Source organism: Nocardioides sp. InS609-2 (genome assembly GCF_023208195.1).
Classification (GTDB): domain Bacteria; phylum Actinomycetota; class Actinomycetes; order Propionibacteriales; family Nocardioidaceae; genus Nocardioides.
The window spans coordinates 936,941-957,927 of sequence record NZ_CP060034.1 but is presented as its reverse complement, the minus strand read 5'-3'; the positions used below and the strand labels follow the sequence as shown (position 1 = coordinate 957,927).

The window sequence follows — 20,987 nt, the reverse complement described above, 5'->3', positions numbered from 1 at the left end:
GGGACGGGTCGGTGCGTGACACGATCCCCGCAACTCGCCGTACGAAGAAGGGTGTGACATGGCCTCCACGAGAGCCGGTGTGAGTCGCCGCTCGCTGCTCCGCGGCGCGGGCACGGTGGCGTTCGCCGGAGCGAGTGTCGCTGCGCTCAAGCTGCCGTTCTTCGAGGTGCCCGGAGCACAACAGGATCCGGCCACCTGCAAGACGGCCGACCTGTCGGCCTCCCAGAAGCGGCTGATCATCTCCAACTGGCCGGGCTACATCGACCCGAAGCGCAAGGCCACCTCGACGTTCCAGATGTTCCAGCAGGAGACCGGCATCACTGTCGACTACACCGATGACGTCAACGACAACGCCGAGTTCTACGCCAAGGTGCGTAACCAGCTGGGCTCGTGCGAGCCGATCGACCGCGACATGGTGATGCTGACCGACTGGATGGCCGCGCGGATGATCGGGCTGGGCTGGATGCAGCCGTTCGACAAGGCCAAGGTGCCCAACCTGCACGCCAACCTCATCGACCCGCTCCGCAACCTCCAGTGGGACCCTGACCTGACCTACCACGCACCGTGGCAGACGGGCCTCACGGGCATCGCCTACAACGCCGCCAAGACGGGCGAAGTCAAGACGTTCCAGGAGCTGCTCACCAAGCCCGAGCTCAAGGGCCGGATCACCCTGCTGTCTGAGATGCGCGACACGATGGGCTTCATGCTGCGCATCGTCGGCGCCAGACCCCAGGACTTCACCCAGGAGCAGTGGGAGAAGGCGATCGAGGAGCTCCGCAAGGCCGTCGCTGGGGGCCAGGTGCGCGCCTTCACGGGCAACGACTACACGCAGGATCTCGCGGCCGGCAACATCTTGGCCTGTGAGGCCTGGTCAGGCGACATCATCCAGCTCCAGTTCGACAACCCCGACATCAAGTTCGTCGTACCCGAAGAGGGGCTGTCGCTGTGGAGCGACAACATGATCATCCCCAACCAGGCGAGCCACCAGGCCAACGCCGAGGAGTGGGTCAACTACTACTACGACCCCGAGGTCGCGGCGAAGCTCGCGGCCTGGGTCAACTACATCTGCCCCGTCAAGGGCGCCCGCGAGGCCATGGAGAAGATCGACCCCAGCCTGGTCGACAACGCGCTGATCTTCCCCGAAGACGAGGACCTCGCCGACACGTTCGACTTCATGCCGCTCGACGACCGGCAGACGATCGCATACGAGAGGGACTGGTCTGATGTCATCGGTGGCTGAGCAGGAGGACAGCACGTCTGAAGGGGCGTCCGACTCCGCGTCGTACGACGGGTTGCGGCTGCGCGAGCTGACCAAGTCGTTCGCCTCGTTCACGGCCGTGAACGCGCTCGATCTCGACGTACCCCGTGGCTCGTTCTTCGCGCTGCTCGGCCCCTCGGGCTGCGGGAAGACGACGACGCTGAGGATGGTCGCCGGTCTGGAGGCGCCCACCTCCGGCAGCATCACTCTCGCCGGACAGGACATCACCCACACCCGGGCCCACCAGCGACCGGTCAACACGGTGTTCCAGAACTACGCGCTGTTCCCGCACCTGACGATCTTCGAGAACGTCGCGTTCGGCCTGCGGCGGCGCAAGGTGCGCGAGGTGAAGTCGAAGGTCGAGGAGATGCTCGAGCTCGTCGAGCTCTCCACGCAACGCGACAAGAAGCCGGCCCAGCTCTCCGGCGGTCAGCAGCAGCGGGTGGCGTTGGCCCGCGCCCTGATCAACGAGCCCGAGGTGCTGCTGCTCGACGAGCCGCTCGGCGCGCTCGACCTCAAGCTCCGCCGCTCGATGCAGATCGAGATCAAGCGCATCCAGACCGAGGTCGGGCTCACGTTCATCCACGTCACCCACGACCAGGAGGAGGCCATGACGATGGCCGACACGGTCGCGGTGATGAACGCCGGCGTGATCGAGCAGCTGGGTGCGCCGTCGGAGCTCTACGAGAACCCGCAGAGCACGTTCGTCGCCAACTTCCTCGGCCAGTCCAACCTGATCGAGGGCACGGTGACCTCTCGGGCGGCCGACATCCTCTCGGTCGACATGTACGGCATCCCCGTGTCGATCCCGGCAGACCGGTCGCATGCCGACGGGGAGAAGGGCTGGGTCGGCATCCGGCCCGAGAAGGTGCTGGTGGGTGCTCCCGGTGAGGTGCTCGACGCGCCGGGCAACACCATCCCGGGAGGCGTGGTCACCGACGTCAGCTTCTTCGGGGTCAGCACGACGTACCTCGTGCGGATGCCGTGGGGCCAGGAGCTGACCGTCTTCGCCCAGAACACCGGCCGCCACCGCCTCTTCCGCATCGGTGAGCAGGTCGAGCTGTCGTGGCGGCCCGAGTATGCCTTCCTCCTCGACCATGCCCAGGACGCCTCGGCCGGCGCGCAACGGGTGGATGCGGCGTGAGGCGCAGCCGGACCGGCTACATCCTGCTGCTGCCGGGGCTGCTCTGGCTGTTGCTGTTCTTCGTGGTGCCGTTCTACTCACTGCTTGCGACCAGCCTCTACGACCCGGCCGGCTCCGACTTCCGCGGCTACGAGATGACCTATCACGTCGTCAACTACGTCGACGCCGTCCGCGACTACTGGCGCCCGCTGCTGCGTTCGCTCCTGTACGGCGGCGTCGCGACGGCGTTCTGCCTCGTGCTGGGCTACGTGCTGGCCTATGCCATCGCCTTCAAGGCGGGACGCTGGAAGAACCTGATGCTGGTGCTGGTGATCGCACCCTTCTTCACGAGCTTCCTGGTGCGCACCCTCTCGTGGAAGCTGATCCTCGCCGACGACGGCTTCATCGTGAACACCCTGCAGGCGCTGCAGATCCTCGGTGACGACGGGCGGCTGCTGGCCACGCCGGTGGCTGTCGTCGCCGGGCTGACGTACAACTTCCTGCCGTTCATGGTGCTGCCGCTCTTCGCCAGCCTCGACAAGATCGACCACCGGCTGATCGAGGCATCGAGTGACCTCTACGCCCACCCGATCGTCGGGTTCTTCAAGGTGACCTGGCCGCTGTCGCTGCCCGGTGTCGTCTCCGGCACCCTGCTCACGTTCATCCCTGCTGTGGGCGACTACATCAACGCCGAGCTGCTGGGCAGCCCCAACCAGCGGATGATCGGCGGCATCATCCAGAGCCTCTTCACCGACGCCAACGACTATCCCGCGGCGGCAGCGCTGTCGGTGATCCTGATGGTGCTCATCGTGGTGATGGTGCTCTTCTACGTGCGCCGCGCGGGGACGGAGGAGCTGCTGTGAACGCCCCGATGACCTGGATCCGACGCAACCTGGTGATCGTGCTGGGCATCTTCGTGCTCGTCTACACGTTCGTGCCGATCTTCGTGGTCGTGCTGATGAGCTTCAACGCCCCGCGCAGCCGCAACGTCTACTCGTTCGACGGGTTCACGCTCGACAACTGGCTCAACCCCTGCACCGACAAGTCGATGTGCGACGCCGTCGTACGCAGTGTCGAGATCGGCCTGCTCGCCACGCTGGCGGCGACGATCCTCGGCACCCTGGCGGCGTTCGCGCTGGTCCGGCACCGGTTCGCGGGCCGGTCGGCGACCAACCTGCTGATCTTCCTGCCGATGGCGGCTCCCGAGATCGTGATGGGCTCTTCGCTGCTGGCGCTGTTCGTGTCCGCCGGGTTCGCCGGCCAGCTGGGCTTCTGGACGATCCTCATCGCGCACATCATGTTCTGCCTGTCGTTCGTGGTGGTCACCGTGAGAGCGCGTCTTGCCGGCATGGACGACAACCTCGAACAGGCGGCCCAGGACCTCTATGCGACACCGGCCCAGACGTTCTGGCGGGTGACGTTCCCGCTGGTCTTCCCGGGCATCCTCGGCGCGGCCCTGCTGAGCTTCTCGCTGTCGTTCGACGACTTCATCATCACCAACCTCAACGCCGGCACGACCACGACCTTCCCCATGTATGTCTGGGGTGTCGCGCAACGCGGGGTGCCGATGCAGGTCAACGTCATCGGCACCGTGATGTTCGTGATCTCCATCGCGATCGTGCTCGGCGCCGAGGCGCGCAACCGGCGCCAGCGAAGGGCCGCGGCATCGTGACACCCGATCAGGCGCTGGCCGGCGCCCGGCCGGCTGTCTACTGGCTCGACGACCCGGCGAACCCGCCGGCCCTGCCTTCGCTGCGTGCCGACGTGGAGGCCGACCTGGTGGTCGTCGGTGGTGGCTACTCAGGTCTCTGGACGGCGCTGCTCGCCCTCGAACGCGAACCCGGTCGCTCCGTCGTGGTGCTCGAGGCCGGCCAGTGCGGACACGAGGCCAGCGGCCGCAACGGAGGCTTCGCCGACGCCAGCCTGACCCACGGCTTCGGCAACGGGCAGGACCGCTGGCCCGACGAGATGGCTGTTCTCGACCGGCTCGGTGCCGCCAACCTGAAGAACATCGGCGAGGCGGTCGCCCGCTACGACATCGACTGCCACTGGGAGACGACTGGCGAGCTGACGGTCGCCCGGGCACCCCACGAGGTCGAGGACCTGGCCGAGGTGGCCAAGGAGATGACTGCGGCCGGTCACGACGTGCAGCTGCTCGATGCCGGTCAGACGCGCGCGCGCCTCGACTCCCCGACGTACCTCGGCGGGCTGCTCGACCTCCATGGCACCGCGCTCGTCGAGCCGGCCCGGCTGGCCTGGGGGCTGCGACAGGCCTGCCTCGACCTCGGGGCGGTGATCCACGAGGGCTCGCCGGTGGTCTCGGTCGACTCCGAGGACTCGACGGTTGCGGTTCGCACCGCACGGGGCTCTGTGCGGGCGCGGAAGGTGGCGCTCGCGACCAACGCGTTCCCTCCGCTGTTACGACGGCTGCGGCTGATGACGGTGCCGGTCTACGACCACGTGCTGATGACCGAGCCGCTCTCCGCCTCGCAGCTGGCGTCGATCGGCTGGGCCGGACGCGAGGGGGTCGGCGACGCGGCCAACCTCTTCCACTACTTCCGGCTGACGCGCGACAACCGAATCCTCTGGGGCGGGTACGACGCGGGCTACCACTTCGGCTCGAAGATCTCCCGCTCGCTCGAGCAGTCCTCGACCACCCACCTGCTGCTCGCCCGGCACTTCTTCGAGACGTTCCCGCAGCTCGAGGGTCTCCGCTTCACCCACCGCTGGGGTGGGGTGATCGACACATGCACGCGGTTCTCGGCCTTCTTCGGGACGGCACACTCCGGCCGGGTCGCCTACGCTCTCGGCTACACCGGCCTCGGGGTGGCGGCGACCCGGTTCGGCGCCGACGTCATGCTCGACCTGCTGGCGGGGGAGGAGACCGAGCGCACCGCTCTCCAGATGGTGCGCCAGAGGCCGCTGCCATTCCCGCCCGAGCCGATGCGGTACGCCGGGATCCAGGCGACGCGCTGGTCGATGGCGCGCGCGGACCGCAACGGTGGCCGGCAGAACCTGTGGCTCAAGACGCTGGACCGGCTGGGTCTCGGGTTCGACTTCTGAGTCGGGCTCAGAGCATCGACCAGGCCTTGTCGAGCACCACCCGCAGGATGCTCTCGATCTCGTCGAAGTGCTCCTGGGTGCAGATCAGCGGCGGCGACAGCTGGATCACCGGGTCGCCGCGGTCGTCGGCGCGGCAGTAGAGACCTTCGTCGTACAGCGCCTTGGAGAGGTAGCCACGCAGCAGCTTCTCGGACTCGGCGTCGTTGAAGCTCTCCTTGGTCTCCTTGTCCTTGACCAGCTCGATCCCGTAGAAGAAGCCGTCGCCGCGTACGTCGCCGACGATGGGCAGGTCGAGCAGCCGCTCGAGTGTCGCCCGGAAGGCGCCCTCGTTGTCGCGGACGTGCTCGAGGATGCCTTCGTTCTCGAACGCGTCGAGATTGGCCATGGCCACGGCGGCCGAGACCGGGTGCCCGCCGAACGTGTAGCCATGCGCGAAGGAGTTGGTGCCCTCTAGGAACGGCGCCATCAGCCGGTCGGTGGCGATCATCGCGCCGAGAGGCGCGTAGCCCGAGGTGATGCCCTTGGCACAGGTGATGATGTCGGGCTGGTAGCCGTAGCGTTCGGCGCCGAACATGTGGCCAAGACGCCCGAAAGCGCAGATGACCTCGTCGGAGACCAGCAGGACGTCGTACTCGTCGCAGATCTCGCGGACCCGCTGGAAGTAGCCGGGCGGCGGCGGGAAGCAGCCGCCGGCGTTCTGCACCGGCTCGAGGAAGACCGCGGCGACGGTGTCGGGGCCCTCGTTCTCGATCGCGACCGCGATCTGGTCGGCGGCCCAGAGGCCGAACGCCTCGAGGTCGTCGGCGCGCTCGGGGGCTCGGTAGAAGTTGGTGTTGGGTACCCGGAACGTCGAGGGCACCAGCGGCTCGAACTGCTGCTTGAGACCTGGCAGGCCCGTGATCGACAGGGCGCCGGCGGTGGTGCCGTGGTAGGCGATGGTGCGGCTGATGACCTTGTGCTTCATCGGCTTGCCGGTGAGCTTGAAGTAGTTCTTGGCCAGCTTCCACGCCGTCTCTACTGCCTCACCGCCGCCGCTGGTGAAGAACACCCGGTTGAGGTCGCCGGGCGCGTAGCCCGCGACCCGCTGGGCCAGCTCGATCGCCTTCGGGTGCGCGTAGGACCACAGCGGCATGAACGCCAGCTCGCGTGCCTGGGCGGCGGCCGCGTCGGCCAGGTCCTCGCGCCCGTGGCCGAGCTGGGAGACGAAGAGCCCAGCGAGCGCGTCGAGGTAGCGCTTGCCGTGGCTGTCCCAGATGTAGGCGCCCTCACCGCGCACGATGACCGGCACCTCGGCGTGGTCATAGGTCGAATGCCGGGTGAAGTGCATCCATAGGTGGTCCTTGGCGGCCTGCTGCAAATGGTCGTACGTTGTGTCCATGGCGACCATCCTGCGGTTCCGCACTCGTCGACGCAAGGGATTCCGTGGCCATTTCGTCCGCAGACGCACGGAATCCGTGCAGAATCGCTGATATGACTGTCGTCTTTCGCAACGGATCCGTGTTTGACGGACATGATCACGTCGGTCAGGTGGATGTCGCGGTCGATGGTGACCGGATCGTCGCGGTCGGCCCGGACCTGGACCACGCGGGCGAGGTGGTCGACCTGGCCGGCGGCATGCTCGCTCCCGGCTTCGTCGACGCCCACGTGCACGCGGTGCAGGGCGGGCTGGAACGCGTCCGCTGCGACCTCTCGGGGGTGAAGGAGGACCGGGTCGCCTACTTGGAGACCGTGCGTGACTACGCGGACACCCACCCGGACCGACCGTGGATCCTCGGTGGTGGGTGGTCGATGGCGGTGTTCCCCGGCGGGACGCCGACGGCAGCCGACCTCGACACGGCGATCTCGGGCCGGCCGGCGTTCCTGCCCAACCGTGACCACCACGGCGCCTGGCTCAACACGGCAGCGCTGCGGAGGGCCGGCATCGACCGCCACACGCCTGACCCGCGCGACGGGCGCATCGAGCGGGACGCCGCCGGAGAGCCGACCGGCACCCTGCACGAGGGCGCGATGCGCCTGGTCACCGAGGTCTTGCCCCGCACCCATGACGAGGAGTACGACGGGGCGCTCCTCGAAGGACAGCGCTTCCTGCACTCGCTCGGCGTCACCGGCTGGCAGGACGCCATCGTCGGCTCCTACGCCGGCATGGACGACCCTGGCCCGATCTACTGGCGGGCCGCTCGCCGCGGCGACCTCACGGCGTACGTCGTGGGCGCACTGTGGTGGGAGCGCAACCGGGGCATCGAGCAGCTGGCCGAGCTGCGTCGCCGGCGAGACGAGCTGACGCACGGGCGGTTCCGGGCCACCAGCGTCAAGGTCATGCAGGACGGCGTTGCCGAGAACGGCACGGCTGCGATGCTCGAGCCGTACCTCGACAAGTGCGGTCACGCGACCGACAATCGCGGTCACTCCTTCGTCGACGCGGCCGCGCTGAGCAGGACTGTCGCGGCGCTCGACCAGGACGGTTTCCAGATCCACGTCCACGCGATCGGTGACCGGGCCGTCCGCGAGACGCTCGATGCGTTCGCGGGTCTCGACGGTCTGGACCGGCGCACCGACCTGCGCCATCACCTGGCCCACCTCCAGATCGTCCACCCCGACGACGTCGCGAGGTTCGCCGACCTCGGGATCGCGGCCAACCTGCAGACGCTGTGGGCCTGCCGCGAGCCCGAGATGATCGAGCTGACCCTGCCGTTCATCGGCGAGGAGCGCGGCCGCCAGCAGTACCCCTTCGGCGACCTGCACCGCGCCGGCACCCGGCTGGTCGCCGGCAGCGACTGGCCGGTGAGCACGCCCGACCCGCTGCTCGCCATGCATACGGCCGTCAACCGCACCGCCTATGGCATGGACGGCCCGGCCGGCAACGATCCCTTCCTGCCCGAGCAGTCGATCGACCTGCAGACCGCCTTCGCGGCGTACACGTCGGGCAGTGCCTGGATCAACCACCGCGACGACGCGGGGGTCGTCCGGCCCGGCGCGGTGGCCGACCTGGTGGTGCTCGACCGCGACCCGTTTGCCGGGTCGGTCGACGAGATCGGCTCCACCAAAGTGGTCTCCACGTGGGTCGACGGCGTGAAGGTGCACGGCTGACGCAACAAACCCGGCCCACACCGAGTCACACCCGCGGAACCCAACCGGTGGGTCCGTTCGATGATCGGGGAAAGCAATGACGTTTCGGGCCATGGCGGTGTCTCTGCTCGTGGGTGGGTTGGTCGCCAGCGGAGCACAGGTCGCCCAGGCCGATCCGGGGGTGACAGAGTCGTCGTACTCCATCTCCGGGCAGGTCAGGGACCAGACGACGGGCAAACCGGTGTCCGGCATCGCGGTCACGGCCGGGCACCTGTCGGAAGTCGACGGCCTGGACCACACCGATGCCCGGGGTCGTTACCGGATCGAGCTTCCGCAGGCGAACACGTACAGCATGGACTTCTTCGATCCCAAGAAGCGCTACATCGGCATCGGCTCGTTGCCGGTGCAGATTGCCGGTCATGAGCGCTACGACAGGCGGCTCGCGCGCGGCGGCAGGATCAAGGCCCGGGTCCTCGGCGATGCCGGGCCACTCGAGGACGTCATGCTCGATCTCTTCCACCGCAACGGCAAGGGCAGCTGGGTCAGGAAAGTGCTGCCCTACTACGCCAGCACGGACGCCGCCGGTCGGATCAGCCTGCCCCTGCTGACCCCGGGCACGTTCCGGGTGAGGATCGACCCTCACCTCGCCGCGGGCAACAACGCGCCGATGTTCTGGGGCGGCACCAGCACGATCAAGGGCTCACTCCGGGTGAAGGTGCGCTCCGGTGTCACGACCAGGCTTCCCGCCGCGCGCCTGAGGACCGGCTCGACCATCTACGGGACGGTCACCCGGCCTGACGGCACTCCGGTGCAGAACGCCCAGGTCGCCGCCCTCGACCTCACCGATCCGATCCCGAACCCGAACTGGCCGACGTCGCGCCGCTTCGGGGTGGGCACGGACTCCGCGGGGAGGTTCACGATGGACTCCTTCGCCGCGCACCCCTACCAGGTCTGCGCCGTCGACAACCTGGTCACGGGATGCCTGGGCGGCGGAGCCGACCCGGTCGACTCGACGACGGTGCGCCTCTCGCGCGGTGAGAGGCGCGAGGTGCGCATCGTGATCCCCTGGCCCTGAGGTCATCAACGACCTCGCGTCGAGCGATGACGACGGAATCAGTCGAGAGTCGTGGTGAACACCTATCGAATCCGTGGGGTCAGTGGTTAAGGTCGGCCCATGTCAACAGATTCCTTCAAGAATGTCATCGGCGGAGAGCTCGTGGACGCTGCGTCCGGAGAGACCTACGACGTGGTCGACCCCAGCACGGGTGAGGTCTACGCTCGTGCACCCATGTCGCGGGCCGCTGACCTCGACCGCGCCTATGCCGCAGCCGACGCAGCGTTCGAGGGCTGGGGGAGCAGCACCCCCCAGGAACGCTCCCGCGCCCTCCTGCGGATCGCCGACGCCATCGACGAGCGCGCCGACGAGATCGTCCGCGTCGAGTCGCGCGACACCGGCAAGCCCCTCGGCCTGACCGCGAGTGAGGAGCTGCCGCCCAGCTCCGACCACTTCCGCTTCTTCGCCGGCGCCGCACGGGTGCTGGAGGGCAAGTCGGCCGGTGAGTACCTCGCCGACCACACCTCGTTCGTACGCCGCGAGCCGATCGGCGTCGTCGGGCAGGTGACGCCGTGGAACTACCCGCTGATGATGATGATCTGGAAGATCGCTCCCGCGCTGGCGGCCGGAAACACCGTCGTACTCAAGCCGAGCGACACGACTCCGGCGAGCTCGACGCTGCTGGCCGAGCTGTGCCAGGAGTTCCTCCCGCCCGGCGTGCTCAACGTGGTGTGCGGCGACCGCGACACCGGGCGGGCACTGGTCGAGCACCCCACACCGCAGATGGTCGCCATCACCGGGTCGGTGCGTGCCGGCATGCAGGTGGCCGGCTCCGCCGCAGCCGACGTGAAGCGGGTGCACCTCGAGCTCGGCGGCAAGGCGCCGGTGATCGTCTTCGACGACGCCGACGTCGAGGCCGCGGCTGCCTCCATCGCCGAGGCGGGCTACTTCAACGCCGGCCAGGACTGCACCGCCGCGACCCGGGTCCTCGCCGGACCTGGCATCCACGCCGACTTCGTGGCTGCCGTCACCGAGGCGGCCAAGGCCATCAGGACGGGCATGCCCGACGACGAGGACGTGCTGTACGGCGCCCTCAACAACGCCGACCAGCTGGCGCGGGTCACCGGCCTGGTCGACCGGCTCCCCGACCACGCGAACCTCGAGACGGGTGGCCGCAGACAGGGGGAGACGGGTTACTTCTACGAGCCCACCGTCCTCTCGGGGCTGCGCCAGGACGACGAGCAGATCCAGGACGAGATCTTCGGCCCCGTCATCACCGTGCAGCAGTTCAGCGATGAGACCGAGGCGCTGCGCTGGGCCAACGGCGTGAAGTACGGCCTGTCGTCGTCGGTGTGGACCAAGGACCACGGCCGCGCCATGCGGATGTCGCGCAAGCTCGACTTCGGCGTGGTGTGGATCAACACCCACATCCCGTTCATCTCCGAGATGCCCCACGGTGGGTTCAAGCACTCCGGCTACGGCAAGGACCTGTCGATGTACAGCCTCGAGGACTACACGCGCGTCAAGCACGTCATGAGCTACATCGGTGAGTGACTCGATGCGCATCCTCCTCGTCGGCGCCGGGGGTGTCGGCGGCGCGTTCGCCGCGATCGCGGCGAGGCGCGACTTCTTCGAGGCGATGGTGATCGGTGACTACACCGTCGCCAGCGCCGAGCGGGCGGCCGCGGTCGACGACCGCTTCACCGCCGCCGAGGTCGACGCCTCGTCGGCGTCCTCGGTCGAGGCGCTGTGCCGCGAGCACTCGATCACCCACGTGATGAACGCCGTCGACCCACGCTTCGTCATGCCGATCTTCGAGGGCGCGTACGCCGCGGGGGCCGACTACCTAGACATGGCCATGTCGCTCTCGCGACCGCATCCGGACGCGCCGTACGAGCAGACCGGGGTGAAGCTCGGCGACGAGCAGTTCGCGGTGGCGGGGGAGTGGGAGTCCGCGGGGCGCCTGGCGCTCTGCGGGATCGGTGTCGAGCCGGGGCTCTCCGACGTTTTCGCGCGGTACGCCGCGGACCACCTCTTCGGCGAGATCGACGAGCTCGGGGTGCGCGACGGCGCCAACCTGACCGTCGAGGGCCCAGATGGATCGACGTCGTTCGCTCCGACATTTTCCATCTGGACGACGATCGAGGAGTGCCTCAACCCGCCTGTGGTGTGGGAGAAGGACCGCGGCTGGTTCACCACCGCGCCGTTCAGCGAGCCGGAGGTCTTCGAGTTCCCCGAGGGCATCGGGCCGGTCGAGTGCGTCAACGTCGAGCACGAGGAGGTGCTCCTGATGCCGCGCTGGGTCGAGGCCAAGCGCGCCACCTTCAAATACGGCCTCGGCGAGGAGTTCATCGACGTGCTCAAGACGCTCCACAAGCTGGGCCTCGACTCCACCGAGATGGTGAGGGTCGGCGGCGCCGAGGTGTCACCGCGTGATGTGGTGGCCGCGTGCCTGCCCAACCCGGCCGAGCTCGGGCCGAGGATGAAGGGCAAGACCTGCGCCGGGCTCTGGGTCACCGGCAAGGACAAGGACGGCGCGCCTCGGTCGACTTACCTCTACCATGTCGTCGACAACGAGTGGTCGATGGCCGAGTACGGCCATCAGTGCGTGGTCTGGCAGACCGCGGTCAACCCCGTCGTCGCGCTCGAGCTGCTCGCCCGGGGCGTGTGGTCGGGCGCCGGTGTGCTCGGGGCGGAGGCCTTCGACGCCGTGCCCTTCCTCGACCTGCTCACCGAGTACGGCTCCCCGTGGGGACAGCAGGAGCTCGACCCGGTCGGCTGACGGGTGTTCGGGGTCGTTCGGGAACGGCCTGGGGAGCGGCGCCGCCCTACGCTGCGAGCGCGCGTCCACTGCGCACCCACGGGGATCCACGACCATGACCTCACGCGCACGCCCGACCGACGTCTCGCGCCGACCCTGCGAGCCACGGTCCTCGGCGCCGTCGTCGCCCTGCTGGCACCGCTCCTCGGCCCGACGCCGGCAGAGGCTGCTCCGGGTGACTACGAGTACGCCAGGGAGCACACCGCCGGCGTTGCTGGGCAACGTCGCGGTGATCCACTTCCACCTCGGTGACCACGACGAGTCGGCGGCGCACCACTCCCGCGCCTGGCGTGAGGCGGTGCGTGAAGGTGACCGGTCGACGGCCGCCGTCGCGATGAACAACCTGGGCGAGGTGCACTTGCTACGCCAGGACGCGGAGGGTGCCGTCGAGGCGGCCCGCGAGCCGATCGCCATGGCCACCCAGATCGGCGCGGCCGGTACCGCCAACACGCGCACACCACCCTCGGCAACGCGCTGACCGTGCTGGGTGGCACCGAGGAGGCGATGCACCACCACGAGGAGAGCCTGCGGCTGGCCCGCGAGACCGGTGACCGGAACGTCGAGGCGTCGATCCAGTGCAACGCGGGGTTCACGCTGCTGGCTGCCGGGGAGCTCGTCGGGGCCCGCGCTTGGTTCGAGCGAGGCGGCCCGCTGGCCGACGACCTGGGCAGCCGCTACGAGCTGGCCCGGAGCCAGGACGGGCTGGTGAGGATCGCGCTGGCCGAGGGCGACAGACCGGTGCGGGCGAGCTGTGGAGCCGAGCCCTGTTCAACTTCGACGAGGTCGGCTCCCCGGAGGCCGCCGACGTCCGGGCTGCCCTGGCGGCGCTGCCCTGACCCGGCGGCTGGCACCGGCAGCAGCAGGAATGCGTGCCGGCCGCAGGCTGAGCGCGGCCGCCAGCAGGTGCAGCGAGGCCTGCGCCTGCAGGGCTGGACCGAGGCCGATGCTGCCCTCGGCGAAGCCCGCGACCAGCATGCCAAGTGCTTGGGCCGCGCCCTGCACCGCGAAGAAGGTGCTCACCACGCGACCACGGCTGGCGTCGTCCGAGAGTGACTGGAGCATGGTCACCAGCGCGGTCCATGCCGCCAGCCCCGGGACTCCGACCAGCGCGAACAACACGGCGTACACGCCGGTCTCGGTGGTGACCACCGGGGCGTTCCAGATCGCCAGCGACAGTCCGGCGAAGAGGAACAGCGACCACGAGAGCATCCGCGCCGGCTGCCACCTCCCGAGCAGGCCGACCAGTGCCACGCCTCCGAGGAGTGCGCCGACAGCCTGGACGCCACGCAGCAGTCCTACGTCTGCCTGGCTGCCGTCGAGGTCTCGGAGGACGAACAGCACGAACAGCACGACGAAGGCTCCCTGGGCCACCGAGCTGACCGCGGTTACGGCCAACAAGCGGCGCAGGGCAGGGGTGTGCGCGATGACGGCGAGTCCCTCGCGCCAGTCAGCCCAAACGGCGGCCAGCCCTTGCGCCCGGTCGAGGGAGGCGTCCGATCGCGGTGTCGTTGCCGTACGCCGGCCGAGCAGGAAGACGACGGCAGTCACGGCGTACAGGGAGACCGCGACCACGACCACGCCGTTGATGCCGCAGAGTCCGAGCACCAGGCCTCCCAGCGGCGCGCCGACGAGCCGGGCGAGGCTGGAGAGCACTCCCATGGCCTGGTTGAGCGTGGCGAAGTCGTCGGGCCGGACCAGCGCGGACGCCTGCACCAGCCGAGCGGGCTCGATGACGGTGCTCAGCACCGCCTGCAAGACCACCACGACGAACAGCAGCCACAGGTCGGCCCGGCCGTCGACCGCGAGGAGCCCGAGCAGTACGGCGGCCTGGCCGCCGGCGACGGCTGCCATCAACCGCCACGGATTCATCCGGTCCACCAGGACGCCGGCGGCGGTGCCGAGGAGCACGGTCGGGGCCAGCTGCAGCGCGAACACCACGGCGGTGAGGGGAGCGGAGTCGGTGAGCTCGAGCACGAACAGCGGCAGCGCCACCATCATCAACCAGTCGCCGAGCTCGCTGAGCAGGCCTGCCGCACCCAGCCGGGTCACGCCGGGGGTCGCGGCCACCCGCTTCAGGGCGGTCAGGAGCCCTGTCCGGACTCGCGCGCGACGTCGGGGTCGAGGAAGCCGCGCAGGGTGACGTGCACGATCTCGCTGCCCTGCGGAGCGTCCGGCCGGATCGGCCGGACGTAGGGCCGGAGCACGTCGTCGATGGCTGTCATCAGCTGCTCGGCCTCCGCGGGTGTCACGCGCAGCGCGTAGTTGTTGTCGGTTGCCGCGCGCCACGGCGCGGGCAGCTCTCCGCGACGATCCAGGTAGCGCTGGTAGAGCTCGTCGGCGTGACGCGCCGAGATGCTGGTCAGCGCGGCCGCGGCGACATCTCCGGCGGGGGAGTCGTCAGCGAACGCGAACCCGGGCACAGCCGCCCGCCACGGGCGACTGCGGCCGTCCCCCTCGCGCTCAGCCGGCTCGACGAGGCCCACCTGCGCGAGGGCCCGCAGGTGCCACGAGCAGTTGCTGGCGCTCTCGCCGACGACCACGGCGCACTCGCTGGCCGTGCGCGGGCCGGCAGAGAGCAGGTGGCTGATGAGCGCGTAGCGGACCGGCACCGCCAGGGCTCCGAGCGCCTCCTGCGCGAGGTCGCGCCGGGGAGGCGGCTTACGTGAAGTCATGCCTTCATGTTTGCACAGGTCGGCGCAATGTGAAGCGACTGCTTCGCATTGTCCCGACCGGGGCACCCGGGTAACCACGAAGCGCTGGAAGGATGCCGCCATGACCGACCCGACCGCGGACCTCGCCTGGTTCCGGCGACCCTCCGCCGAGCTCCCCGGCACGCTGAACGCCTGTTACAACGCGCTCGACCGACACGTCGTGAGCGGGCTGGCCGATTCGCTTGCCCTTGCCGGCGACCGCGACTACTCCTATGCCCGGTTGCTGACCGAGGTCGGCGCCTTCGCAGGCGTGCTGACTGCGTTCGACCTGGGCATCGGGGCCGAGGTGGTGCTCTCGGACCTGCCGCCCGAGTACGCCGTGATCGCGACGCTGGCCTGTGCGCGCGTGGGCGCGGTGGTGCACGACTCCGAGCAGCCGACCCCGGCGATGCGAGTGCTCGGCACCCGTCCCGAAACGCCCGTCGGGGACGTCCCGGTCATCACGGCCGATGACACGGGCGAGCTGACGTGGGCGACCGCCATGACGGCCGGTCGCAGCAACCCCGCCGGCTGCGCCGACGTACCCGCCGACGCTCCGCTCCGCGTGGTCGTCGGCCGCGCCGTACCTCTCGGCGAGCACCTCCTGGCCGTCGCCGCCGGGGAGGTCGAGGACGACGTCTTCGGCCCCCTGCTCGCCGGAGGAACCATCCGTTTGCCGGGGTAGTCCGTGGCAAAATGCACCAGGATATGGCCGGCGAGGTGCATTTTGCCCCGGACTACCGCGCGATCTGACCTCTCAGGCGTCGACGACGAGCAGGGGAGTGGGCTCGATGCCCAGCCGCACCCGGTCGCCGGGGTTGAGCGTGATCGCGAGCGAGCTGGCGATCTGGGCCATCACGTGCTGGCCGTCGTCGATGTCGGCGTAGACCCGGGAGATCGGCCCGAGGAAGCCGACGGAGACGACGGTCGCGTTGTCGGCGCCCTCGCCACCGACGGTGATCGCCTCCGGGCGCACCATCGCCTGGCCGCTGCCCGAGGTGATCGAGCCGTCGATCGCGGGCACGGTCACGCCGAGCACGTGGGCGGTGCCGCCGTCGACCTCGGCCGCCAGCAGGTTGTTGAGTCCGACGAACTCCGCGACGAAGCGGGTGGCGGGGTGGGCGTAGAGCTCGGCGGGTGCGTCGATCTGGTCGAGGCGGCCGGCGTTCATCACGCCCACCCGGTCGGCGACGGCCAGCGCCTCCTCCTGGTCGTGCGTGACGAAGAGCGTGGTGGTGCCGACCTCGAGCTGCACGCGGCGGATCTCGTCGCGCAGCTGCGCGCGCACCTTCGCGTCGAGCGCCGACAGCGGCTCGTCGAGCAGCAGCACCGACGGCTCGATGGCCAACGCACGGGCCAGCGCCACGCGCTGCTGCTGGCCACCTGAGAGCTGGTGCGCGTAGCGGTCGGCGTGGATGCCGAGCCCGACCAGCTCGAGCATGTCGTCGGCCCGGCCTTTGCGCACGGACGAGGAGTTGCCACGCAGCTTGAGGCCGAACGCCACGTTGTCGCGCACCGTCATGTGCGGGAAGAGGCTGTAGGCCTGGAAGACCATCCCCATGTCGCGCTTGTTGGCGGGGACCGCGGTGATGTCCTTGCCGCCGACCTCGACCGTGCCGGACGACGGCCGGTCGAGGCCGGCCAGGATCCGCAGCGCGGTGGTCTTGCCACAGCCCGACGGGCCGAGCAGGGCAACCAGCTCGCCGGGCTTCAGGTGCAGGGTCAGCCCGTCGAGGGCGTGCACCGAGCCGTAGACCCGGGTCAGGTCGGTGAGCTCGACGGCCAGGCCGCGGTTGGTGGCGGGGGCGATGGTCATTCCTTGACTCCTTCGACGTCGGGAGCCCGGTTGCCGCTGAGGAACGAGAGCCCCAGCAACAGGATCGAGACGACGATGATCGATGCGAGCGAGCCAGCGACGGCGGTCGCCGCGTCGGACTTTGAGATGGCGGTCAGGGCGACCGGCATCGTGTCGAAGTGCAGTAGCGAGGCGAAGGTGTACTCACCCAGGACCAGCGCCACCGAGATGAAAGCGGCGCTGAGGACGCCGCTCACGATGTTGGGCAGCACGATCCGGACGATCACTGTCAACCAGCCTGCCCCGAGCGAGCGGGCCGCTTCGGCGAGGGTCGTGACATCGATCGCGGCCAGGCCTGCGTCGATGGAGCGGTAGGCGTAGGGCAGCACGAGTACGGCGTACGCGAACGTCAGGGTCAGGGGCGAGTCGCCGAAGAGGTAGGTCACCCAGGCGTAGACGTTGGCGATGCCGACAACGATCACCAGGGCCGGGATCGTCAGCGGCAGCAGGCACAGGAACTCGATGACCCGCGACATCCCCGGCACCTTCAGCCGCACCCAGATCATCGTGGGCACCAGCAGCACGATCATCAGGAGGACGGTGAAAAGCGCCAGTAGCAGCGAGGCGATGATCGCCTCGCGCAGGTCCTTGTTCTCGACCAGCGCCCGCCAGGCGCCCCAGTTGCGACCCTCGTCGCCGTGGCCACGCGTACTGAAGTCGAGCATCGACAGCAGGGGCAGCAGGAAGTAGACGGCGAAGACCGTGAGCATCACTCCGCGGAAGATCCGGAAGCCGAGCGACGGCGTCGTCACCTCATCCACCGCGCCGTACGACGCAGCAACAAGGCGTAGAGCGCCATCACGATCGCCACGACGATGATCATCTGCAGCGCCAGTGCGAAGCCGAGGTTGGCCTGGCCCAGCAGGATCTCGCTGGTCAGCGCCGACCGGATGAACAGGGGCGTGATCGGGTTGCCCTGGCTGACCAGCACCGCCGCGGTCGCGTACGCCGCGAAGGCGTTGGCGAAGAGCAGCAGCATCGAGCCCAGGAACGCCGGGGTGAGCAGCGGGAATCCGACCTGCCGCCAGTATTGGCTCGACGATGCGCCCAGGTTGACGGCGGCTTCTCGCCACTGCGGGCGGAGGCCCTCGAGCGCTGGGGTGAAGACGATGACCATCAGGGGGATCTGGAAGTAGATGTAGACCACGATCAGGCCGTTGAGACCGAACAGCCAGCCGGAGCCATAGATGTCCAGGCCGATCCAGGAATCCAGTGCCTGCGTCAGGACGCCGTTGATGGCGAGCAGCGAGATGAACGCGAACGCGAGCGTCACGCCGCCGAACTGTGCGAGTACGCCGCACACCGAGAGCGTGGCCCGCCGCAGGAGGCTGCGTGGACCCAGGGACAGGATGAGGTAGGAGAGCACGGCGCCCAGGACGGCGCCGATGACCGCTGTGCTGCCCGACAGCAGGATGCTCTTCCAGAGCGCGTTGAGGGCGGCGTCGGACGTCAGCGCGCGGACGTTGCCGAGCGTGAAGCCGCCGTCCTCGCCCCGGAAGGCGCCCACGATGACCGTGACCGTTGGCACGATCAAGAAGACCAGCAGGAAGCCGAGGAACGGCAGCAGCGCCAGGTAGGAGCCGAGGGAGGTACGACGACCAGCACCGATGGCGGGCGGAGTGCCCGCCACCGGTGCCGGCGTCGCGAGGTCGGAGACGCTCACGGTCAGCTGATGACCTTCGACCAGTTGTCGGCCAGGTAGGTGCCGGCCTTCTCTGTCTGCTCGTTGGTCGGGATCACCGCGTCGCCGGCGACCTCGGGCAGGGCACCCCACAGGTCGGCGTCGATAGTGCCGGCCTCAGCCATGGCGTCGCCGCGGACCGGGCGAGCGCCCCCCTTCAGCCACAGGTTCTGGCCCTCGTCGCTGTAGAGGAACTCCTGCCACAACCGGGCCGCCGCCGGGTGCGGAGCGTCGGCATTGATGGCCTGGTAGTAGTAGCCGGCCACGACTGCCCCTTCGGGCACGACCGTCTTCCAGGTGTCGACGTTGGCCGCGGCAGCTGCGCCGAGGTAGTCCCAGTCGATGACCACGGGCGTCTGGCCCGACTCGATGGTCGCGGAGTCGGGGTCGACGGGCAGGAAGTTGCCGGCCTTCTTCAGGTCGCCGAAGAAGTCCACGCCCGGCGCGATGTCGTCGGCGGAGCCGCCGTTGGAGATGGCCGCCATCATCACGCCGCTGAACGCGGCGCCGGCCTCGGTCGGGTTGCCGTTGAGCGCGACCTTGCCCTTGAACTCCGGGCCGAGCAGGTCCTCGAGCGAGGTCACGTCGGGCACCTTGGCCGAGTCGTAGCCGATCGACATGTAGCCGCCGTAGTCGTTGACCCACGTGCCGTCCGGGTCCTTGAACTCGGCCGGGATGTCATCGAAGGTCTCGACCTTGTATGGCGCGAACAGGTCGGTGTTGGCGAGTGCGACCGACTGGCCGAGGTCGAAGACGTCGGGGGCACGGTTGGTCCCCTTGAGGTCTTCCGCTGCGGTGATCTCCTCCTGGCTGGCCGCCGTCGGCTGGTCGGAGTTGACCTCGATGTCGTACTTGTCGGAGAACGTGTTGATGATCTCCTCGTAGTTGGCCCAGTCGGGCGGCAGCGCGATGACGTTGAGCTCGCCCTCGTCCTGGGCGGCCTTGACGAGGGTGTCCAGGTCACCGAAGTCGGCCAGCGAGGTCGCCTCGCCGGCGGGGGTGCCGGACTCGGTCTTCGTGTCGTTGCCCTTGTCCTCGGGCGGCGCACAGGCGGCCAGTGTCAGCACGGTGGCGGCCGCCGCCAGCAGTGCCGGAATGCGTGTCTTTCTCATGTGCTGGTGAACCTCTCGTCGGGAATGAGTTGTGTCCAGGTGTTCGCGGGTCAGCATGGGGCCTCCACGTGTACGGCGGGGGCGAGGCGGATTCCAGTCCCGAGAAGTGCAGCCGACCACACGGGGACCTGCGGGTCAACGACCCCGGGCTGGAAGGATGGGTGGCGTGCAGAGACGTGATGTCGTCATCCTCGGATCGACCGGATCCATCGGGACCCAGGCCCTCGACCTGGTGCGTGCCCACCCCGACCGGTTCCGGGTCGTCGGGCTCACCGCCGGCGGCTCGAATCCCGCCCTCTTCGAGGCCCAGGTCGCCGAGTTCGCGCCGGCCCACCACGGCCTCGGCGAGGCCGCGTCCAACGAGCTGGCGGCGGCCGAGTGCGACGTCGTACTCAACGCCATCACCGGCGCCGTCGGTCTGCGACCCACGCTCGCGGCGCTCGATGCCGGCAACACGCTCGCCCTGGCCAACAAGGAGTCGCTGATCATGGGTGGCCCGCTGGTGCTCGACCGCGCCGCACCCGGCCAGATCGTGCCCGTCGACTCCGAGCACTCCGCGCTGGCGCAGTGCCTGCGCGGTGGCACCGCCCAAGAGGTACGACGGCTCGTGCTGACCGCCTCGGGCGGACCGTTCCGCGGGCGCACCCGTGACCAGCTGGCCGACGTGACCGTCGACGAGGCGCTGGCCCACCCGACCTGGGCCATGGGCCCGGTGATCACCATCAACTCCGCGACCCTGGTCAACAAGGGGCTCGAGGTGATCGAGGCGCACCTGCTCTTCGACATCCCGTTCGACCGCATCGCGGTGGTGGTGCACCCGACGAGCGTCGTGCACTCGATGGTGGAGTTCGTCGACGGCTCGACGCTCGCCCAGGCGAGCCCGCCGACCATGCTCATCCCGATCGCGCTCGGTCTCGGCTGGCCCGACCGGGTGCCCGACGCGGCGCCCTCGGTGGACTGGACGACAGCGCAGACCTGGGAGTTCTTCCCTCTCGACGACGAGGCGTTCCCGGCGGTCGCGCTCGCGCGGGCGGCGGGTGAGCGTGGATCCACGGCGCCCGCCGTCTACAACGCCGCAAATGAGGTGTGCGTAGAGGCGTTCCGGACCGGGCGGCTGAGATTCGTCGACATCGTCGACACTGTGAACGCCGTGGTCACCGCGCACGACGTACCCTCGGAGCAACAACTCACCGTGGACGACGTCCTCGCCGCTGATGCCTGGGCGCGCGACGAGGCCGCCCGTCTCATCAGCTGAAGCACCGGG

Annotated in this window: 19 protein-coding genes; 12 read left to right on the top strand and 7 right to left on the bottom strand. The window is 69.1% G+C overall.

Going from position 1 to position 20,987, the window contains the following annotated elements; translation table 11 throughout:
- Positions 1 to 58 precede the first annotated feature (58 nt).
- Genes H4Q84_RS05045 through H4Q84_RS05025 form a run of 5 tightly spaced genes read left to right on the top strand, consistent with a single transcriptional unit; the run spans position 59 to position 5,444 of the window.
- Positions 59 to 1,240: a spermidine/putrescine ABC transporter substrate-binding protein gene (locus tag H4Q84_RS05045; protein ID WP_248582317.1), complete on the top strand. Its 1,182-nt coding sequence runs from the start codon at positions 59 to 61 to the stop codon at positions 1,238 to 1,240.
- Positions 1,233 to 2,402, top strand: coding sequence for an ABC transporter ATP-binding protein (locus H4Q84_RS05040; protein WP_248582316.1), 1,170 nt, complete (start codon positions 1,233 to 1,235; stop codon positions 2,400 to 2,402). The genes H4Q84_RS05045 and H4Q84_RS05040 overlap by 8 nt, the downstream gene beginning before the upstream one ends.
- Positions 2,399 to 3,244, top strand: coding sequence for an ABC transporter permease (locus H4Q84_RS05035; protein ID WP_248582315.1), 846 nt, complete (start codon positions 2,399 to 2,401; stop codon positions 3,242 to 3,244). Before H4Q84_RS05040 ends, H4Q84_RS05035 begins: the two co-directional genes overlap by 4 nt.
- Positions 3,241 to 4,053 (top strand): ABC transporter permease, encoded by an 813-nt coding sequence (locus H4Q84_RS05030; RefSeq protein ID WP_248582314.1) that lies wholly within the window; start codon positions 3,241 to 3,243, stop codon positions 4,051 to 4,053. Before H4Q84_RS05035 ends, H4Q84_RS05030 begins: the two co-directional genes overlap by 4 nt.
- Complete coding sequence (locus H4Q84_RS05025) at positions 4,050 to 5,444, top strand: FAD-dependent oxidoreductase (RefSeq protein WP_248582313.1); 1,395 nt, start codon at positions 4,050 to 4,052, stop codon at positions 5,442 to 5,444. Before H4Q84_RS05030 ends, H4Q84_RS05025 begins: the two co-directional genes overlap by 4 nt.
- A gap of 7 nt (positions 5,445 to 5,451) precedes the next feature.
- Here the strand turns inward: H4Q84_RS05025 and H4Q84_RS05020 are convergent, their stop codons facing one another.
- A complete protein-coding gene (locus H4Q84_RS05020) occupies positions 5,452 to 6,822 on the bottom strand; it encodes an aspartate aminotransferase family protein (RefSeq protein ID WP_248582312.1) in 1,371 nt (456 codons plus the stop codon).
- Positions 6,823 to 6,971: 149 nt separating this feature from the next.
- Between H4Q84_RS05020 and H4Q84_RS05015 the strand changes: the two genes are divergently transcribed.
- From H4Q84_RS05015 to H4Q84_RS04995, 5 genes are all read left to right on the top strand, one after another.
- Positions 6,972 to 8,531, top strand: a complete 1,560-nt coding sequence (locus H4Q84_RS05015) for an amidohydrolase (protein WP_248582311.1) — start codon at positions 6,972 to 6,974, stop codon at positions 8,529 to 8,531.
- Between the two features lie 91 nt (positions 8,532 to 8,622).
- Complete coding sequence (locus tag H4Q84_RS05010) at positions 8,623 to 9,585, top strand: hypothetical protein (RefSeq protein ID WP_248582310.1); 963 nt, start codon at positions 8,623 to 8,625, stop codon at positions 9,583 to 9,585.
- Positions 9,586 to 9,684: 99 nt separating this feature from the next.
- Positions 9,685 to 11,118: a gamma-aminobutyraldehyde dehydrogenase gene (locus H4Q84_RS05005; RefSeq protein ID WP_248582309.1), complete on the top strand. Its 1,434-nt coding sequence runs from the start codon at positions 9,685 to 9,687 to the stop codon at positions 11,116 to 11,118.
- Positions 11,111 to 12,346, top strand: coding sequence for a saccharopine dehydrogenase C-terminal domain-containing protein (locus H4Q84_RS05000; protein ID WP_248582308.1), 1,236 nt, complete (start codon positions 11,111 to 11,113; stop codon positions 12,344 to 12,346). The genes H4Q84_RS05005 and H4Q84_RS05000 overlap by 8 nt, the downstream gene beginning before the upstream one ends.
- Before the next feature lie 214 nt (positions 12,347 to 12,560).
- Entirely contained in the window at positions 12,561 to 12,863 is a 303-nt protein-coding gene (locus H4Q84_RS04995; protein WP_248582307.1) for a tetratricopeptide repeat protein, read from the top strand.
- Between the two features lie 290 nt (positions 12,864 to 13,153).
- Here the strand turns inward: H4Q84_RS04995 and H4Q84_RS04990 are convergent, their stop codons facing one another.
- A complete protein-coding gene (locus H4Q84_RS04990; RefSeq protein WP_248582306.1) occupies positions 13,154 to 14,452 on the bottom strand; it encodes an MFS transporter in 1,299 nt (432 codons plus the stop codon).
- Positions 14,453 to 14,466: 14 nt separating this feature from the next.
- Positions 14,467 to 15,057, bottom strand: a complete 591-nt coding sequence (locus H4Q84_RS04985) for a helix-turn-helix domain-containing protein (RefSeq protein ID WP_248582305.1) — start codon at positions 15,055 to 15,057, stop codon at positions 14,467 to 14,469.
- Positions 15,058 to 15,157: 100 nt separating this feature from the next.
- Here H4Q84_RS04985 and H4Q84_RS04980 point away from each other — a divergent pair, with 100 nt between their 5' ends.
- Positions 15,158 to 15,760, top strand: a complete 603-nt coding sequence (locus H4Q84_RS04980; RefSeq protein ID WP_248582304.1) for a hypothetical protein — start codon at positions 15,158 to 15,160, stop codon at positions 15,758 to 15,760.
- Between the two features lie 72 nt (positions 15,761 to 15,832).
- Here the strand turns inward: H4Q84_RS04980 and H4Q84_RS04975 are convergent, their stop codons facing one another.
- Genes H4Q84_RS04975 through H4Q84_RS04960 form a run of 4 tightly spaced genes read right to left on the bottom strand, consistent with a single transcriptional unit; the run spans position 15,833 to position 19,723 of the window.
- The gene (locus H4Q84_RS04975; RefSeq protein ID WP_248582303.1) at positions 15,833 to 16,891 is read right to left on the bottom strand and encodes an ABC transporter ATP-binding protein; all 1,059 of its coding nucleotides are present in this window, start codon (positions 16,889 to 16,891) and stop codon (positions 15,833 to 15,835) included.
- Positions 16,888 to 17,682 carry an ABC transporter permease subunit gene (locus H4Q84_RS04970; protein ID WP_248582302.1) on the bottom strand — a complete coding sequence of 265 codons (795 nt, stop codon included), beginning with the start codon at positions 17,680 to 17,682 and terminating at the stop codon, positions 16,888 to 16,890. The genes H4Q84_RS04975 and H4Q84_RS04970 overlap by 4 nt, the downstream gene beginning before the upstream one ends.
- Entirely contained in the window at positions 17,679 to 18,593 is a 915-nt protein-coding gene (locus H4Q84_RS04965; protein WP_248582301.1) for an ABC transporter permease subunit, read from the bottom strand. The genes H4Q84_RS04970 and H4Q84_RS04965 overlap by 4 nt, the downstream gene beginning before the upstream one ends.
- A 2-nt stretch (positions 18,594 to 18,595) precedes the next feature.
- Positions 18,596 to 19,723 carry an ABC transporter substrate-binding protein gene (locus H4Q84_RS04960; protein ID WP_248582300.1) on the bottom strand — a complete coding sequence of 376 codons (1,128 nt, stop codon included), beginning with the start codon at positions 19,721 to 19,723 and terminating at the stop codon, positions 18,596 to 18,598.
- Positions 19,724 to 19,880: 157 nt separating this feature from the next.
- Between H4Q84_RS04960 and dxr the strand changes: the two genes are divergently transcribed.
- Positions 19,881 to 20,978: a 1-deoxy-D-xylulose-5-phosphate reductoisomerase gene (gene dxr / locus H4Q84_RS04955; RefSeq protein ID WP_248582299.1), complete on the top strand. Its 1,098-nt coding sequence runs from the start codon at positions 19,881 to 19,883 to the stop codon at positions 20,976 to 20,978.
- Positions 20,979 to 20,987 lie beyond the last annotated feature (9 nt).

Bases quoted from the DNA above. Each gene is read 5' to 3' on its own strand.
- H4Q84_RS05045 (WP_248582317.1), top strand. From the start codon at position 59: ATGGCCTCCACGAGAGCCGGTGTGAGTCGCCGCTCGCTGCTCCGCGGC.
- H4Q84_RS05020 (WP_248582312.1), bottom strand. From the start codon at position 6,822: ATGGACACAACGTACGACCATTTGCAGCAGGCCGCCAAGGACCACCTA.
- H4Q84_RS05010 (WP_248582310.1), top strand. From the start codon at position 8,623: ATGGCGGTGTCTCTGCTCGTGGGTGGGTTGGTCGCCAGCGGAGCACAG.
- H4Q84_RS05005 (WP_248582309.1), top strand. From the start codon at position 9,685: ATGTCAACAGATTCCTTCAAGAATGTCATCGGCGGAGAGCTCGTGGAC.
- H4Q84_RS04985 (WP_248582305.1), bottom strand. From the start codon at position 15,057: ATGACTTCACGTAAGCCGCCTCCCCGGCGCGACCTCGCGCAGGAGGCG.
- H4Q84_RS04980 (WP_248582304.1), top strand. From the start codon at position 15,158: ATGACCGACCCGACCGCGGACCTCGCCTGGTTCCGGCGACCCTCCGCC.
- H4Q84_RS04975 (WP_248582303.1), bottom strand. From the start codon at position 16,891: ATGACCATCGCCCCCGCCACCAACCGCGGCCTGGCCGTCGAGCTCACC.
- H4Q84_RS04960 (WP_248582300.1), bottom strand. From the start codon at position 19,723: ATGAGAAAGACACGCATTCCGGCACTGCTGGCGGCGGCCGCCACCGTG.
- dxr (WP_248582299.1), top strand. From the start codon at position 19,881: ATGGGTGGCGTGCAGAGACGTGATGTCGTCATCCTCGGATCGACCGGA.